General features: G+C 64.1%; 13 protein-coding genes. 5 read left to right on the top strand and 8 right to left on the bottom strand.

Features of this window, described 5'->3' with window-relative positions; genetic code table 11:
* Positions 1-50: 50 nt before the first annotated feature.
* The 7 genes from wspF to PM2_RS01830 all read right to left on the bottom strand — a co-directional run bounded on the left by wspF (position 51) and on the right by PM2_RS01830 (position 8,258).
* Complete coding sequence (wspF, locus tag PM2_RS01860; protein WP_016712976.1) at positions 51-1,064, bottom strand: Wsp signal transduction system protein-glutamate methylesterase WspF; 1,014 nt, start codon at positions 1,062-1,064, stop codon at positions 51-53.
* Positions 1,061-3,364: a hybrid sensor histidine kinase/response regulator gene (locus tag PM2_RS01855; RefSeq protein ID WP_028698979.1), complete on the bottom strand. Its 2,304-nt coding sequence runs from the start codon at positions 3,362-3,364 to the stop codon at positions 1,061-1,063. Before PM2_RS01855 ends, wspF begins: the two co-directional genes overlap by 4 nt.
* Positions 3,361-4,026 (bottom strand): chemotaxis protein CheW, encoded by a 666-nt coding sequence (locus PM2_RS01850; protein WP_028698978.1) that lies wholly within the window; start codon positions 4,024-4,026, stop codon positions 3,361-3,363. Before PM2_RS01850 ends, PM2_RS01855 begins: the two co-directional genes overlap by 4 nt.
* Positions 4,023-5,294: a CheR family methyltransferase gene (locus PM2_RS01845; RefSeq protein WP_028698977.1), complete on the bottom strand. Its 1,272-nt coding sequence runs from the start codon at positions 5,292-5,294 to the stop codon at positions 4,023-4,025. Before PM2_RS01845 ends, PM2_RS01850 begins: the two co-directional genes overlap by 4 nt.
* Positions 5,291-5,797: a chemotaxis protein CheW gene (locus PM2_RS01840; protein ID WP_028698976.1), complete on the bottom strand. Its 507-nt coding sequence runs from the start codon at positions 5,795-5,797 to the stop codon at positions 5,291-5,293. The genes PM2_RS01845 and PM2_RS01840 overlap by 4 nt, the downstream gene beginning before the upstream one ends.
* 5 nt (positions 5,798-5,802) lie before the next feature.
* Positions 5,803-7,425 (bottom strand): methyl-accepting chemotaxis protein, encoded by a 1,623-nt coding sequence (locus PM2_RS01835; RefSeq protein ID WP_016712981.1) that lies wholly within the window; start codon positions 7,423-7,425, stop codon positions 5,803-5,805.
* 149 nt (positions 7,426-7,574) lie between these two features.
* Positions 7,575-8,258 carry a tellurite resistance TerB family protein gene (locus PM2_RS01830; protein ID WP_016712982.1) on the bottom strand — a complete coding sequence of 228 codons (684 nt, stop codon included), beginning with the start codon at positions 8,256-8,258 and terminating at the stop codon, positions 7,575-7,577.
* Positions 8,259-8,474: 216 nt separating this feature from the next.
* Here PM2_RS01830 and ydcS point away from each other — a divergent pair, with 216 nt between their 5' ends.
* From ydcS to PM2_RS01805, 5 genes are all read left to right on the top strand, one after another.
* Complete coding sequence (ydcS, locus tag PM2_RS01825) at positions 8,475-9,626, top strand: putative ABC transporter substrate-binding protein YdcS (RefSeq protein WP_016712983.1); 1,152 nt, start codon at positions 8,475-8,477, stop codon at positions 9,624-9,626.
* 88 nt (positions 9,627-9,714) lie between these two features.
* Complete coding sequence (locus tag PM2_RS01820; protein WP_016712984.1) at positions 9,715-10,746, top strand: ABC transporter ATP-binding protein; 1,032 nt, start codon at positions 9,715-9,717, stop codon at positions 10,744-10,746.
* 1 nt (position 10,747) lies between these two features.
* Positions 10,748-11,659, top strand: a complete 912-nt coding sequence (locus tag PM2_RS01815) for an ABC transporter permease (RefSeq protein WP_016712985.1) — start codon at positions 10,748-10,750, stop codon at positions 11,657-11,659.
* A complete protein-coding gene (locus PM2_RS01810; protein WP_016712986.1) occupies positions 11,649-12,455 on the top strand; it encodes an ABC transporter permease in 807 nt (268 codons plus the stop codon). The genes PM2_RS01815 and PM2_RS01810 overlap by 11 nt, the downstream gene beginning before the upstream one ends.
* 17 nt (positions 12,456-12,472) lie before the next feature.
* A complete protein-coding gene (locus tag PM2_RS01805; protein ID WP_016712987.1) occupies positions 12,473-13,897 on the top strand; it encodes a gamma-aminobutyraldehyde dehydrogenase in 1,425 nt (474 codons plus the stop codon).
* 159 nt (positions 13,898-14,056) lie between these two features.
* On the opposite strand, the gene PM2_RS01800 is transcribed toward PM2_RS01805, so the two are convergent.
* Positions 14,057-15,163, bottom strand: a complete 1,107-nt coding sequence (locus PM2_RS01800) for an NADH:flavin oxidoreductase/NADH oxidase (RefSeq protein WP_016712988.1) — start codon at positions 15,161-15,163, stop codon at positions 14,057-14,059.
* Positions 15,164-15,242: the final 79 nt, after the last annotated feature.

Genomic DNA, 15,242 nt, shown 5'->3' with positions numbered 1-15,242 from the left:
CCTGTTCACCCGATCACGACCGGTCTGGCGGCGTGATTCAATACATTTCGTCATTTTGCGAAAAATTCCATCAAGCGCCCGGCGATGCGTTCCAGCGGGCGGATTTCCACGGCGGCATCGATGGCCGCAGCGGCCTTGGGCATGCCGTACACCGCACTGCTGGCCTGGTCCTGGGCAATGGTCAAAAAACCCTGCTGACGCATCAGTTTCAGGCCTTGGGCGCCGTCGCGCCCCATGCCGGTAAGCAGCACACCCACCGCATCGCCATTCCAGTAACGTGCCACGCTCTCGAAGAACACATCGATCGAGGGCCGGTAGATTTCATTGACAGGTTCGGCAGTGTAGGCCAGTTGGCCGTTCTGTAGCAGCCGAATGTGGTGGTTGGTACCGGCCAGCAACACCTGCCCGGGCTGCGGCGGTTCGCCTTCACGGGCCAGGCGCACCGGCAGGCCTGCTGCGCTGCTGAGCCATTCGGCCATGCCGGCGGCAAACACCTGGTCCACATGCTGGACCAGCACGATGGCCGCCGGAAACGCAGCCGGCAACCCCTTGAGCAATACTTCAAGCGCCGCCGGGCCGCCCGCCGACGAGCCGATCGCCACCAGCCCGCGACGTTGGGAAGCCTCGCGCAGCGGTGTAGCCACCGGCCTTGCTGCCGGGGCTCGCTGCTGGCCGACCAGCCAGCCGATATTGAGAATTTTGCGCAGCAGTGGTGCGGCCGCTTCACGGGCATCACCAGCCCCCAGCGCCGGCGTATCGACCACGTCGAGGGCGCCATGGCCCATGGCCTCGAACACCCGATGCACGTTCTGTTTGCGGTCGACCGTAACGATGACGATGGCGCACGGGGTTTCGGCCATGATCCGCCGGGTGGCCTCTACGCCGTCCATCACCGGCATGATGAGGTCCATGAGGATCAGGTCCGGCAGTTGCTCGGCGCAGCGTTGCACCGCTTCGGCGCCATTACTGGCTACCCACACCACCTGGTGCGCGGGCTCGAAGGCGACCGCGCGACGCAGCGCCTCGACAGCCATGGGCATGTCGTTGACGATGGCGATCTTCATCCCTGAGCACCTCCGATCAGCTCCACCACAGCATCCAGCAACGCATCGTCGTGGAAACTGGCCTTTGCCAAATAGTAGTCAGCGCCGGCATCCAGGCCACGCCGTCGGTCTTCCTCACGGTCTTTGTAGGACACCACCATCACGGGCAGCGATTGCAGGCGCTGATCGCGGCGCACCAGGGTCACCAGTTCGATACCGTCCATGCGCGGCATGTCGATGTCGGTGATCAGCAAGTCGAAGTCCTCGCCGCGCAGGGCGTTCCAGCCGTCCATGCCATCCACCGCCACCGCCACGTCATAGCCACGGTTGCCCAGCAGCTTGCGCTGCAGTTCACGCACGGTCAGCGAGTCATCGACTACCAGCACCCGCTTGCGTGTCACACCACGAACGCCACTGCTGCCGCGCTCGATGCGCTCCAGGCTGCCGGTGCTGAGCAGTTTTTCCACCGAGCGCAGCAAGTCTTCGACATCGACGATCAGTACCACCGAGCCATCATCCAGCAAGGCGCCGGAGGAAATGTCCTGCACCTTGCCCAACCGTGGATCGAGAGGCATCACCACCAACACACGCTCGCCCACCAGCCGCTCCACGGCCACGCCGTACAGTTGCTCGCGCTCACGGATTACCACCACCCGCAGGCTGGCTTCGTCACTTTGCCCGGCTGGACGGTTGAGCAACTGGCTGGCCGCCACCAGGCCAATGTGCCGGCCTTCGTGCCAGAAGTGCTGACGGCCTTCGATCTGAACGATCTGTTCAGCGGTCACCTCCAGCGTGCGTTCGATATGGGCCAGCGGGAAGGCGTAGGCTTCACCGCCCACCTCGACCACCAGGCTACGCACCACCGACAGGGTCAGCGGCACCTGCAAATGGAAGCGACAGCCCTGCCCCGCCACCTGCGTCAGCTCGATCGAGCCGCGCAGTTCGCGAACCATGTGCTGCACCGCATCCAGCCCCACGCCGCGCCCGGACACTTCGGTGACCTTGTCACGCAAGCTGAAACCGGGCAGGAACAGGAACGTCAGCAGCTCCGCATCGCTCATTCGCGCCACCGTGTCGGCAGGTGACAAGGCGCGCTCGACGATGCTGCTGCGCAGGCGCTCCAGGTCGATGCCGGCACCATCGTCGATCAACTCCAGGCTGAGCATGCCGGCCTGGTGCGAAGCACGCAGGCGGATCACACCCTCGCTTGGCTTGCCCGCCAGCAGCCGCCTTTCTGGCAGTTCGATACCGTGGTCGACGGCATTGCGTAACAGGTGGGTCAAGGGCGCTTCGAGCTTTTCCAGCACATCGCGGTCGACCTGGGTCTTCTCGCCGTCCACCACCAGTCGCACCGGTTTACCCAGCGAGCGCCCAAGGTCACGCACCATACGGCTTTGCCCGGTCAACACGTCGGCGAACGGGCGCATCCGGCAGGCCAGGGCGGTGTCGTAGAGCAACTGCGCACGCTGGCTGGCCTGCCAACCGAACTCGTCCAGGTCAGCCGCCTGCTGCTGCAGGATTTGCTGGGTTTCCGCCAGCAGCCGCTGGGTTTGCGCCAGGGCTTCAAGCACCTCGTTGCTTTGGCCACTGTCCTCCAGTTGCATGCGCAGGCCGTCGAGCGCCTGCATGCCCTGACCGTGCATGCGTTTGAGGCGCTGCAAGGTGGCCAGGTACGGCTTGAGCCGCTGGGTTTCCACGAGCGACTTGCTGGACAGGTCGAGCAGGCTGTTAAGCCGGTCGGCGGTGACACGCAGTACCCGCTCGGCACCTTCGCCAACGCGCTTGCCGGGTTTGCGCCGCAGGGCAGGCTCGGGCTCCGGCTCGGGTTCAGCCAGCTCCACTGGCACTACCAGCGGTTCAGACGGCAAGGTTGCCACCTGCGGTTCCGCTTGCAGGGGAGCCGCCAGCGGCACCGCAGGCACGGTTGCAGCGCCTGGGTCGAGCAAGCTGGCCATTTGCGCAAGAAATACCGGCAAGGTCGCCTGCGCCACGGCATCGCCTGGTGTGGCGATGCGCATCAGCAAGTCGGTGCCCTGCAACAGCGCGTCGATGTGCTCGGCGCTCAACCGCAAGCGGCCCTCCTGGGCGGCCACCAGGCAATCTTCCATGACGTGGGCGACACTCACGCCGGCATCCACCCCGACGATACGCGCAGCCCCCTTCAACGAATGGGCGGCGCGCATGCAGGCCTCAAGCTGGTCGGCTTGGGTGGGATTGCGCTCCAGCGCCATCAGGCCGGCGCTGAGCACCTGGGTTTGCGCTTCGGCCTCCAGGCTGAACAGTTCGAGCAACGATGCATCGCGCATTTGCTCTGGGGTCATGACAGGCTCCGCTGCACGGCAGACAGTAAGTGTTGATCGTCCAGCACTCGCACGCTACGGCCGCGCCACTGCAGCACTGCGGCAGTGAAGCGCGTGGCATCCTGGCCACTGTCCAGCAGCAGCGGGTCGAGCCGGTGAATACCGTCGATTTCCTCTACGGCCATTACCACGGGGCCACCTTCGGCAGCCAGAATCAGCATGCGTGGCATCGCCCTGCCGCTACGTTGCTCGGCGGTGCCGGCTTGTACACCCAGCAAATCGGCCAGTGACAGGCACGGCACCAAGGCACCGCGAACATTGGCAACCCCCTGCAACACCCGCGAGCGCTGGTGCGGCAGCGAATGCACAGCCTGCAACGGGGCGATTTCGGCCAGGCTGGCGGTGGCCAGTGCCAACCACTCTTCGCCCAGGCGGAACAACAGCATGGAACGGCCGGTGTTTTCCTCGACCGGCTGCGCCGCCGCAACCTGGTGGTCCTGCATCAGTGCGTAGCGGTCAAGCAGGCGTGTGGCCGCTGCCGCATACACGTCGCAATTGCGACAGTGAACATGACGCTCCAACAGTGGGCATTGCTTGTCGCCGTGCACACCAATACGGTTCCAGCAATCGTCGATGTGCGCGTCGTCTTCGGCGAGTAGCTGCATCGCAGTGTCACCTTTCATCGTTCAGGCTCCCGGCCAACCCGCGCTGCACGCTCCTGCAGGCGTCGGGCACCGGCCTGGTCGCCCTGGGCCGCCAGCAAGGCCGCCAGGTGCACCAGCGCCTCGGGGTGTTGCGGCTCAAGGTACAGCGCCTTGCGGTAATGGGTCAGTGCCTGTTGCGCATCGCCGTCGGTATCACTGAGCAACCCCAGCCAGTAGTAAACCTGTGCCGACGGCGCGTACTGGCCCAGGTAGCGCTGGCATTCGGCACGCGCCTGTTCGCTGGCGCCAGCATTGGCAAGCCGGGCGATACTGGCCAGCAGTTCGTTTGCGTCCTCGCGTTTGGGTTCGCGTGCCGGCGCGGGTCTTGCGACCACCGGTACTGCCCGTAACGGACGCGGCAATGGCGCGACGGGGGGTGGATAACCCACCGGGGCCTGCGGTAGCACGGTACGCCGTGCAGGTTGTGCCGGGGCCGCGGCCTGTGGGGTGCTACTGCCTTCTTGGCGCACGTAGGCGAACGATTGGGCAATGCCCAGCGGGCGCATCCCCATCCGCGCCAGCAAGCTGCCTTCGGCCGGGCCGATGAACAACACGCCCTGGGGATGCAGCAGACGCTTGAGCACTTCGAACACACGCTGCTGGGTCGCCACGTCAAAGTAGATCAACAGGTTGCGACAGAACACGAAGTCGTATAGGCCATCGCGGGTGGCCAACGCGGGGTCGAGCACATTGCCCACTTGCAGGCTCACTTGCTGCTGCACCCGCTCATGCAGGCGATGGCCTTCGTCGAGGGCATCGAAGTAGCGCTCGCGAAAGCCCAGGTCGCTGCCCCGGAAGGCGTTGCGCCCGTATACGGCCTGCCCGGCCTTGGCCACCGAATTGGGGCTGATGTCCATGCCGTCGATCAGGAACGCCCCCGGCGCGATGCCGGCGTCGAGCAGGGCCATGGCCAGGGAATAGGGCTCCTCGCCTGTCGAGCATGGCAGGCTGAGCAGGCGCAGTGGCCGTGCCCCGGCCAATTCGGCCAGGCGTTTGTGTGCCAGGCTGGCCAGGGCTGTGAAGGATTCCGGGTAGCGGAAGAACCAGGTTTCCGGGACGATCACCGCTTCGATCAACGCCTGTTGTTCATCGGCCGACTGCTGCAGGCGCAGCCAGTAATCATCCAGGTCGATGGCGTTCATGGCCACGCAACGCTGGCGCAGCGTGCGCTCGACCATGGGCGCACCCACCGATTCGACATCCAGGCCAATGCGCTCGCGCAAGAAACGGAAGAAACGTTCGTTCATGTCGGCATCCCTGCGGGCTCAACCGTGTACAGCAGTTGGTGCACGGCATCTGGCAACAGATCGTTGACCTCGATGCGTTGCAGCAGGCCTTGGTCATCCTGGCGTACAGGCCCCAGGTAAGGGGCTTCGCCGCTGTCCACACCATAGGGCTGGAACTCGTCGGGGTGGCAGCGCAACGTCTCGGTGGCCTGCTCCAGGATCAGCCCCAGTTGCAGGCCACCCCGATAATGCACCAACACCAGACGGGTACTGGTGCGGTGTGCCGCTGGCTGGCCAAAACTCAGCGCAGCAAGGTCGATCACCGGTACCAGTTGCCCACGATGGGAAAGGATGCCCGCGACCCAGCCTGGCGCCTGGGCTATCGGTTTGAGCGGCTGGCGCGGCAACACCTCGATGACCTCGTGCACGCTCAGGGCAAAACGCTGTTCCCCGATACGAAACTGCAGGTACAGCGCCCCTTTGGCGTTGTCCGCCCGTGCGGCGTGCGGTTGCAAGTGGTTCATCGCGGTCAGACTTTGAAGCGCGACACGCCGCCACGCAGGCCGGCGGCCACCTGGCTCAGCTCATCGATGGCAAAACTGGCCTGGCGCAGCGACTCGACAGTCTGGGTGCTGGCATCGCTGAGCTGGGCCAGCGCCTGGTTGATCTGCTCGGCACCGGTCGCCTGGGCCTGCATGCCTTCGTTGACCATCAGCACACGCGGCGCCAAAGCCTGCACCTGGTGAATGATCTGGCTGAGCTGCTCGCCCACCTGTTGCACCTCGAACATGCCGCGGCGCACCTCTTCGGAGAACTTGTCCATGCCCATGACCCCGGCCGATACCGCCGACTGGATCTCGCGCACCATCTGCTCGATGTCGTAGGTGGCCACGGCGGTCTGGTCGGCCAGGCGGCGCACTTCAGTGGCCACCACGGCAAAGCCACGGCCGTACTCGCCGGCTTTTTCCGCTTCGATGGCAGCGTTGAGCGACAGCAGGTTGGTCTGGTCGGCGACCTTGACGATGGTCACCACCATCTGGGTGATGTTGCTGGCCTTTTCATTGAGGATGCCGAGCTTGGCATTGACCAGATCGGCAGCGCCCATCACCTGGTGCATGGTCTCCTCCATGCGCGCCAGGCCCTGCTGGCCGGAGCCTGCAAGGCTGGAAGCCTGGTCGGCAGCCGAGGTGACTTCGGTCATGGTGCGCACCAGGTCACGCGAGGTGGCGGCAATCTCCCGCGAGGTAGCGCCAATTTCCGTGGTGGTGGCGGCCGTCTCGGTAGCGGTGGCCTGCTGTTGTTTGGATGTAGCGGCGATTTCAGTGACCGAAGTGGTTACCTGCACCGACGAGCGCTGGGCCTGGGCCACCAGGTTGGCCAGTGCCTCGGCCATTTCGTTGAAACCGCTTTCGATGGCGCCGAACTCGTCTTTGCGGTCCAGGCTCAGGCGCATGCTCAGGTCGCCGGAGCGCAGCTTGTCGAGGGCATGGACGATGCGCTGCATGGGGGCGGTGATGGCACGCATCAGCAGCAGGCCGCAAATGCCAGCGGCGACGATTGCCAGCAGCAGCGAAACCACCATGCTGCCTTTGGCCGTGCTCACGGCGCTGACGATTTCGTTGGTGGCCGCGTCGGCAGAAGCCCGGTTGTTCTCGATCACTTCATTCAGGTGCTTGCGCCCGTCCACCCAGGCAGGGGTGAGTACATCGGTAATCAGTCGCTGGGCTTCGTCGTAATTGTGCTGGCGATAAGCATCCAGTACCTGGCCTATCAGCTTCATGTAGGTCTCTTCGAGCTGAACGAAGGCGTCGAAGCGGGTCTGGTCGTCTTTTTCTTGAATGGTGGCCTGGTAGCTGGCCATGTGTTGCTTGAGCCTGTCTTCAAAGCTTTTGAACAGCTCCATGTCGGCCGAAGTGATTTCGCGGTGGTTGGACAGCCCCACCAGTTGCTGGCTGGTGACATAGCTGTCGACCCAGGCACTGCGGATCATCGAGCTGTAGTAGACCCCGGGAATGCTGTCGGTCCCCACGGCCTCTTCGGCGGTTTCGATGGCGACCAACCGCGAGTAGGCGGCCACGATCATCAGCAGCATGATGGCGATGATCACGGCGAAACTTGCCAGGATCCGTTGGCGCAAGGTCCAGTTCTTCACATTCAGCCCTCAGGAATTCACAACGAGCGGGAAAATCGCCGAAGTATAGCCCAGAGGCCTTACAGATTTGCGGGTGAAATGAGGGGTAAACAGGCATCCCTACTGATGGACATGCCACTGGGGCTGCTTTGCAGCCCCAGTGCGCTCAATCACTGGCCTGCGGCTATCCGTGCCTGGCTCTCCAGCTCCTGGCGCAGCGCCGGGTCCAGGCGCAGTTGGCGGGCCAGTTCATCCAGGTAGGCACGCTCCATGAAGTTTTCCTGATCGACCATCAACACGCTGGCCAGGTACATCTCGGCCGCCATCTCTGGCGTTTGCGCAGCGCGGGCCACTTCGGCCGGGTCCAGCGGTTTGTTCAGTTCGGCATGCAGCCAGTGCTGCAGTTCGCGGTCGCTGTCCAGGCGGGTGAATTCACCTTCGATCAGCGCCCGCTCGCGCTCGTCGATGTGGCCATCGGACTTGGCGGCCGCCACCAGCGCCCGCAACACGGCCTGGCTGTGCTGCTCGGCCTGAGCGGGCGGCAGGCGGTCGACGGTTTGCGGTTCGGCTGTGGCCACCCGCTGGTTGGCCTGCCAGTTGCCGTAGGCTTTATAGGCCAGCACCCCCAGCGCGGCCAGGCCACCGTAGGTCAGGGCTTTGCCGCCGTACTTGCGGGCCTTCTTGCTACCCAGCAACAGGCCCAGTGCCCCGCCACCCAACAGGCCGCCACCGGCTCCGGACAACAGCCCGCCAAGCCCACCGGCAGCGCCGCCAGCCTTGCTGGCGCCCCCTTGCTTTTCGAGCAGTTGCTGGCCGGATTTGAGGAGTTGATCAAGCAAGCCCCGGGTGTTCATTCGCGTGTCTCCACGTAAGGAAATTCAATCGCCAGAGTAAGGCTTGGCGCAGTACACGCCATCGTGGATTTGCTTCGGGATGTTGCATTGGCTGGCAAAAAGCCAACTAGACTCGATATCGCCAATACCTCGCGCAACCGCACTACGCTTATAACAATTGCTTCACGGCTTGCTTGATGACTGCCCCGACCAAGATCTCCAAGAAGAGGGAACACCATGTCAGTGCACAAGACCGCATTGCTCGGCGCCATGACGGGCGCCGTGCTGGCCAGCGCCAGCCTGCAGGCTGCCGAACCGCCCAAGGCCCTGGGGCCTGGCGAGGGGCGCCTGGATATCGTCGCCTGGCCCGGCTACATCGAGCGCGGTGAAAGCGACAAAGCCTACGACTGGGTGACCGGTTTCGAGAAGGAAACCGGCTGCAAGGTCAGCGTGAAAACGGCCGCCACCTCGGACGAAATGGTCAGCCTGATGACCAAGGGCGGCTACGACCTGGTCACTGCCTCGGGCGATGCTTCGCTGCGGCTGATCGTGGGCAAACGCGTGCAACCGATCAACACCGCACTGATCCCCAACTGGAAAAACCTCGACCCTCGCTTGCAGAACGGTGGCTGGTACGTGGTCGACAAGCAGGTTTATGGCACCCCGTACCAGTGGGGGCCGAACGTGCTCCTGTACAACACCAATACCTTCAAGCAGCCCCCCACCAGCTGGGGCGTGGTGTTCGAGCCGCAGAACCTGCCCGACGGCAAGCCGAACAAAGGCCGCGTGCAGGCCTACGACGGGCCGATCTACATCGCCGACGCGGCGCTGTACCTGAAATCGGCCAAGCCGGAGCTGGGCATCAAGGACCCGTACGAGCTGAACGAGGCACAGTACAAGGCCGTGCTGGAGCTGCTGCGCCAGCAGCAACCGCTGATCCACCGTTACTGGCATGACGCCACGGTACAGATGAGCGATGTGAAGAACGAAGGCGTGGTCGCCTCCAGCTCCTGGGGCTACATGGTCAATGGCCTGAAGGCCGAGAACCAGCCAGTGGCCTCGACCATTCCCAAGGAAGGTGCGACCGGCTGGGCCGACACCACCATGCTGCACAGCGAGGCCAAGCACCCCAACTGCGCCTACAAATGGATGGACTGGTCGCTGCAGCCGAAGGTGCAGGGTGACGTGGCGGCCTGGTTCGGCTCGTTGCCGGCGGTACCGGCAGCGTGTACCGGTAGCGAGCTGCTGGGCGCCGAGGGGTGCAAGACCAACGGGTTCGACAACTTCGACAAGATCGCCTTCTGGAAAACCCCGCAGGCCCAGGGGGGCAAGTTCGTGCCTTATAGCCGCTGGACCCAGGATTACATTGCGATCATGGGTGGTCGCTGAGGTTGCCTGAATGCCTGTACTGGCCTCTTCGCGGGCAAGCCCGCGAAGAGGCCAGTACAGGAGAAACATTGATGTCCGGAGCCCACGCATGCCCCTAGCCGTCCAGTTCACCCAGGTTTCCCGCACCTTCGGCGAGGTCAAGGCCGTCGACCACGTCAGTATCGACATCATTGATGGGGAGTTCTTCTCCATGCTCGGCCCTTCCGGCTCGGGCAAGACCACCTGCCTGCGCCTGATCGCCGGCTTTGAACAACCCACCAGCGGCTCGATCCGTATCCACGGTGTCGAGGCCGCTGGCGTGCCGCCCTACCAGCGTGACGTCAACACCGTGTTCCAGGACTACGCCCTGTTCCCGCACATGAACGTGCTGGACAACATCGCCTATGGCCTGAAGGTAAAAGGCGTAGCCAAGGCCGAACGCCACAACCGCGCCGAAGAGGCCCTGGCCATGGTGGCCCTGGCCGGTTACGGCGCACGCAAGCCGGCGCAGCTGTCCGGCGGCCAGCGCCAGCGCGTGGCTTTGGCTCGGGCACTGGTCAACCGGCCGCGGGTGCTGCTACTGGACGAGCCGCTGGGCGCGCTGGACCTGAAGTTGCGCGAGCAGATGCAGGGCGAGCTGAAAAAGCTGCAGCGCCAATTGGGCATCACCTTCATCTTCGTCACCCACGACCAGACCGAAGCGCTGTCGATGTCCGACCGGGTTGCAGTGTTCAACCGCGGCCGCATCGAACAGGTCGACACACCGCGCAACCTGTACATGAAGCCTGCCACCACGTTCGTTGCCGAGTTCGTCGGCACCTCCAACGTGGTGCGTGGCGAGCTGGCCATGGCGCTTAACGGCAGCTCGGCACCCTTCTCCATCCGCCCCGAGCACATCCGCCTGGGCGACCCTGTGGTGACCAGCCATGAGGTGCAGGTCAACGGCGTACTGCGCGATGTCCAGTACCAAGGCAGCGCCACTCGCTATGAGTTGCAACTGGACAACGGCCAGCTGCTGGCAGTCAGCCAGGCCAACGACCGCTGGCAAGCACAGGGCCAGGCCTGGCAGCCCGGGCAACAGGTACTGGCGCACTGGCCCCGCGAGGCCATGACGGTGCTGCAGGAAACCGAGGCCCGCTGACATGAGTGCACTGCGTAGCCTGTCCAACCTGCTGTACCGGCGCCCCAACCTGTACCTGGCGCTGCTGTTGGTACCGCCGCTGACCTGGTTTGGCGCGATCTACCTGGGCTCATTGCTGAACCTGCTGTGGCAGGGCTTCTATACCTTTGACGACTTCACCATGGCGGTGACCCCGGACCTCACCCTGGGCAACTTCGCCGCGCTGTTCAACCCGTCGAACTTCGACATCATCCTGCGCACCCTGGGCATGGCCGTGGCCGTGTCGTTGGCCAGCGCGGTGCTGGCCTTCCCCATCGCCTACTACATGGCGCGCTACACCAGCGGCAAGACCAAGGCGTTTTTCTACATCGCGGTGATGATGCCGATGTGGGCCAGCTACATCGTCAAGACCTATGCCTGGACCCTACTGCTGGCCAAGGGCGGCGTGGCGCAGTGGTTTGTCCAGCAGCTGCACCTGGACGGGCTGCTGCAAGCGGTGCTGGCCGTGCCGGGTGTGGGTGGCAGCACGCTGTCGACGTCGCACCTGGGGCGCTTCATGGTGTTCGTGTACATCTGGCTGCCATTCATGATTCTGCCGATCCAGGCCTCGCTGGAGCGCCTGCCACCTTCACTGCTGCAAGCCTCGGCAGACCTCGGCGCACGGCCTGGGCAAACCTTCGTCCAGGTGATCTTGCCGCTGTCGATTCCGGGCATTGCGGCCGGCTCGATCTTCACGTTCTCGCTCACCCTGGGCGACTTCATCGTGCCGCAACTGGTCGGCCCGCCCGGCTATTTCATCGGCAGCATGGTCTATGCCCAGCAAGGGGCGATCGGCAACATGCCGATGGCCGCCGCGTTCACCCTGGTGCCGATCGTGCTGATTGCGGTGTATCTGTCCATCGTCAAGCGCCTGGGGGCCTTCGATGCACTCTGAAAAAGCGTCAACGGGGTTGCGCCTGGCGGCCTGGGGCGGGTTGCTGTTTTTGCATTTTCCGATCCTGATCATCTTCCTGTATGCGTTCAACACCGAAGACGCGGCATTCAGCTTCCCGCCCAAGGGCTTTACCCTGAAGTGGTTCGCCGTGGCCTTCGCCCGGCCCGATGTGCTGGAGGCGATCAAGCTGTCGCTGCAGGTGGCCTGCCTGGCCACGCTGATCGCCCTGGTGCTCGGCACCTTGGCCTCGGCGGCGTTGTACCGGCGCAACTTTTTCGGCAAGGAAAGCATTTCGCTGATGCTCATCCTGCCCATCGCCCTGCCCGGCATCATCACCGGTATCGCCCTGCTCTCGGCGTTCAAGACGCTGGGCATAGAGCCCGGTGTATTCACCATTGTGGTCGGCCACGCCACGTTCTGCGTGGTCATCGTCTACAACAACGTGATCGCCCGCCTGCGGCGCACCTCGCAAAGCCTGATCGAAGCCTCGATGGACCTGGGCGCCGATGGCTGGCAAACCTTCCGCTACATCATCCTGCCCAACCTCGGCTCGGCGCTGCTGGCCGGTGGCATGCTGGCCTTTGCCCTGTCGTTCGATGAAATCATCGTCACCACCTTCACCGCCGGCCACGAGCGCACGCTGCCGATCTGGTTGCTCAACCAGCTCAGCCGCCCACGCGACGTGCCGGTGACCAACATGGTCGCCATGCTGGTGATGCTGGTGACCATGCTGCCGATCCTTGGCGCCTATTACCTGACCCGTGGCGGCGAAAGCGTCGCGGGCAGTGGCAAATGACCCTGGAGGAGTTCCCGATGCAAACGCAGATGCTGATCAATGGCCGGCTGGTCGCTGGCGAAGGCCCGGCCTGGACCGTACTGAACCCAGCGCTGGGCACTGCGCTGGCGCAGATCAACGAAGCCACCGAAGCCCAGGTGGACAGCGCCGTGCGCGCCGCCGACCAGGCCTTCGACAGCTGGTCGCAAACCAGCCCCAAGGACCGCTCGCAAGCCTTGCTGGCGCTGGCGGATGCCATCGAAGCCCATGGCGATGAACTGGCCCGGCTGGAATCGCAGAACTGCGGCAAGCCGCTGAGTGCCGCGTTGAATGACGAAATCCCGGCCATTGCCGACGTGTTCCGCTATTTTGCCGGTGCCGCGCGCTGCCTGGGCGGTTTGGCGGCCGGCGAGTACCTACCAGGCCACACCTCGATGATTCGCCGCGACCCGCTGGGCGTGGTGGCTTCGATTGCCCCGTGGAACTACCCGTTGATGATGCTGGCCTGGAAGATCGCCCCCGCTCTGGCCGCTGGCAACACCGTGGTGATCAAGCCTTCCGAATTGACCCCACTGACCGCCCTGCGCTTGGGTGAACTGTCTCAGGACCTGCTGCCACCGGGCGTACTGAACATCCTGTTCGGCCGCGGCCAGACGGTGGGCAACCCGCTGGTTAATCACCCCAAGGTGCGCATGGTGTCGCTGACCGGCTCGATCCCTACCGGCGCGCACATCATCAGCGCCACCGCCGACAGCGTGAAACGGATGCACATGGAACTGGGCGGCAAGGCCCCGGTGCTGGTGTTCGACGATGCCGACATCGATGCTGCCGTCGATGGCATCCGCACCTTCGGCTTCTACAACGCCGGCCAGGACTGCACCGCCGCCTGCCGCCTGTATGTGCAGGACGGGATCTACGAGCGCTTTGTCGAGCGCCTGGGTGAAGCCGTCGCGAGCCTCAAACCTGGCCTGCAAGATGCCGAGGACACCGAACTGGGGCCACTGATCAGTGCCCAGCACCGCGACAAGGTAGCCGGCCTGGTACAGCGCGCCATCGCCCAGCCGCACATTCGCCTGGTGACGGGGGGCAAGGCGATCGATGGCGAGGGCTTCTTCTTCGAGCCGACCGTACTGGCCGATGCCCAGCAGGATGACGAGATCGTGCGCAACGAAGTGTTCGGCCCGGTGGTGTCGGTCACGCGCTTCACCGACGAAGCGCAGGCGCTGGCATGGGCCAACGACTCCAACTACGGCCTGGCCTCATCGGTATGGACCCGCGACACCGGCCGCGCCCATCGCCTGGCGGCGCGCTTGCAGTATGGCTGCACCTGGGTGAACACCCACTTCATGCTGGTGAGCGAAATGCCCCATGGCGGGCAGAAGCATTCGGGGTATGGGAAGGATATGTCGATGTATGGGCTGGAGGATTACACCTGCGTGCGGCATGTGATGATCAAGCACTAGCCCACTGAGCATACCCGATCGTTGTAGGAGCGGCCTTGTGTCGCGAAAGGGCCGCGAAGCGGCCCCGGCAATTTCAGCGGCGAAGCTGAAAACCTGGGGCCGCTTCGCAGCCCTTTCGCGACACAAGGCCGCTCCTACAGGGACCGCGCAAAGCTTGAGTCAGTCGCGCAAGTCCGACTCGTGAATCGGGTTGGCCCGGCTGGTCGCACGTTGGTACTGCGCGGGCCAGGTAGCTTTGTTACCGCCCAGATCATCATCGGCATGCAGCGGCCAGTACGGGTCGCGCAGCAGTTCGCGGGCGAGGAAGATAATGTCGGCCTGGCCGGTGCGCAAAATGTGCTCGGCCTGGGCCGGTTCGGTGATCATGCCCACAGTGCCGGTGGCGATTTCCGATTCCTTGCGCACGCGTTCGGCGAAGCGGGTCTGGTAGCCGGGGCCGGTGGGGATCTCGGCGTTTACCGAGGTGCCGCCGGAAGATACGTCGATCAGGTCAACCCCCAACCCGCGCAGTCGGCGGGCCAGTTCGACGGTTTCATCGGGGTTCCAGCCGTCTTCGACCCAATCGGTTGCCGATACCCGCACCAACAGCGGCAATTCGGCCGGCCAGATCTTGCGCACGGCCTCGACCACCTGCAGGGTCAGGCGGATGCGGTTCTCGAAGCAGCTGCCGTACTCGTCGCGGCGCTGGTTACTCAACGGGGACAGGAACTGATGCAACAGGTAGCCATGGGCGGCGTGGATTTCGACCACCTTGAAACCGGCCTTCAAGGCGCGCTCGGTCGAGGCGACGAAGGCAGCGATCACACTCTGGATCTCTTCGTGGTTCAATTCATGTGGCGGCGTGTGTTGTGGGTCGAACGCGATCTTCGATGGCCCTACTGGCTGCCAGCCACCGTCTTCGAGCTTAACGCTGCCCTGCTTGCCCAGCCATGGACGATAGGTACTGGCCTTGCGCCCGGCGTGGGCCAGCTGGATACCAGGCACGGCACCCTGTGCGGTAATGAAGCGGGTAATACGTTGCAGCGGGGCGATCTGTGCGTCGTCCCACAGGCCAAGGTCTTCAGCGGTGATGCGGCCATCGGCGGTTACCGCAACGGCTTCAGTGATAACCAGGCCCGCACCACCTACGGCGCGGCTGCCCAAATGAACAAGGTGCCAGTCGTTGGCCAGGCCATCGACGGCGGAATACTGGCACATCGGTGACACAGCGATGCGGTTGGGCAGGGTCAGCTGACGCAGGGTGTAAGGCTCGAGCAGCAGGCTCATGAGGGCACCTCCCAAGGACTCCAATGGTGATCCGGCCCGGACACTCAATTGCGCATCCCTGGCCCAGGTCCGGTCATAA

The organism is Pseudomonas monteilii NBRC 103158 = DSM 14164, assembly GCF_000730605.1.
Lineage (GTDB): Bacteria > Pseudomonadota > Gammaproteobacteria > Pseudomonadales > Pseudomonadaceae > Aquipseudomonas > Aquipseudomonas monteilii.
The sequence above is the reverse complement of the archived record's forward strand: the minus strand, read 5'-3'. Positions and strand labels throughout refer to the sequence as shown.

Bases quoted from the DNA above. Each gene is read 5' to 3' on its own strand.
- PM2_RS01845 (WP_028698977.1), bottom strand. From the start codon at position 5,294: ATGAACGAACGTTTCTTCCGTTTCTTGCGCGAGCGCATTGGCCTGGAT.
- PM2_RS01810 (WP_016712986.1), top strand. From the start codon at position 11,649: ATGCACTCTGAAAAAGCGTCAACGGGGTTGCGCCTGGCGGCCTGGGGC.
- PM2_RS01840 (WP_028698976.1), bottom strand. From the start codon at position 5,797: ATGAACCACTTGCAACCGCACGCCGCACGGGCGGACAACGCCAAAGGG.
- PM2_RS01855 (WP_028698979.1), bottom strand. From the start codon at position 3,364: ATGACCCCAGAGCAAATGCGCGATGCATCGTTGCTCGAACTGTTCAGC.
- ydcS (WP_016712983.1), top strand. From the start codon at position 8,475: ATGTCAGTGCACAAGACCGCATTGCTCGGCGCCATGACGGGCGCCGTG.
- wspF (WP_016712976.1), bottom strand. From the start codon at position 1,064: ATGAAGATCGCCATCGTCAACGACATGCCCATGGCTGTCGAGGCGCTG.
- PM2_RS01800 (WP_016712988.1), bottom strand. From the start codon at position 15,163: ATGAGCCTGCTGCTCGAGCCTTACACCCTGCGTCAGCTGACCCTGCCC.
- PM2_RS01830 (WP_016712982.1), bottom strand. From the start codon at position 8,258: ATGAACACCCGGGGCTTGCTTGATCAACTCCTCAAATCCGGCCAGCAA.
- PM2_RS01805 (WP_016712987.1), top strand. From the start codon at position 12,473: ATGCAAACGCAGATGCTGATCAATGGCCGGCTGGTCGCTGGCGAAGGC.
- PM2_RS01820 (WP_016712984.1), top strand. From the start codon at position 9,715: ATGCCCCTAGCCGTCCAGTTCACCCAGGTTTCCCGCACCTTCGGCGAG.
- PM2_RS01850 (WP_028698978.1), bottom strand. From the start codon at position 4,026: ATGAAAGGTGACACTGCGATGCAGCTACTCGCCGAAGACGACGCGCAC.
- PM2_RS01815 (WP_016712985.1), top strand. From the start codon at position 10,748: ATGAGTGCACTGCGTAGCCTGTCCAACCTGCTGTACCGGCGCCCCAAC.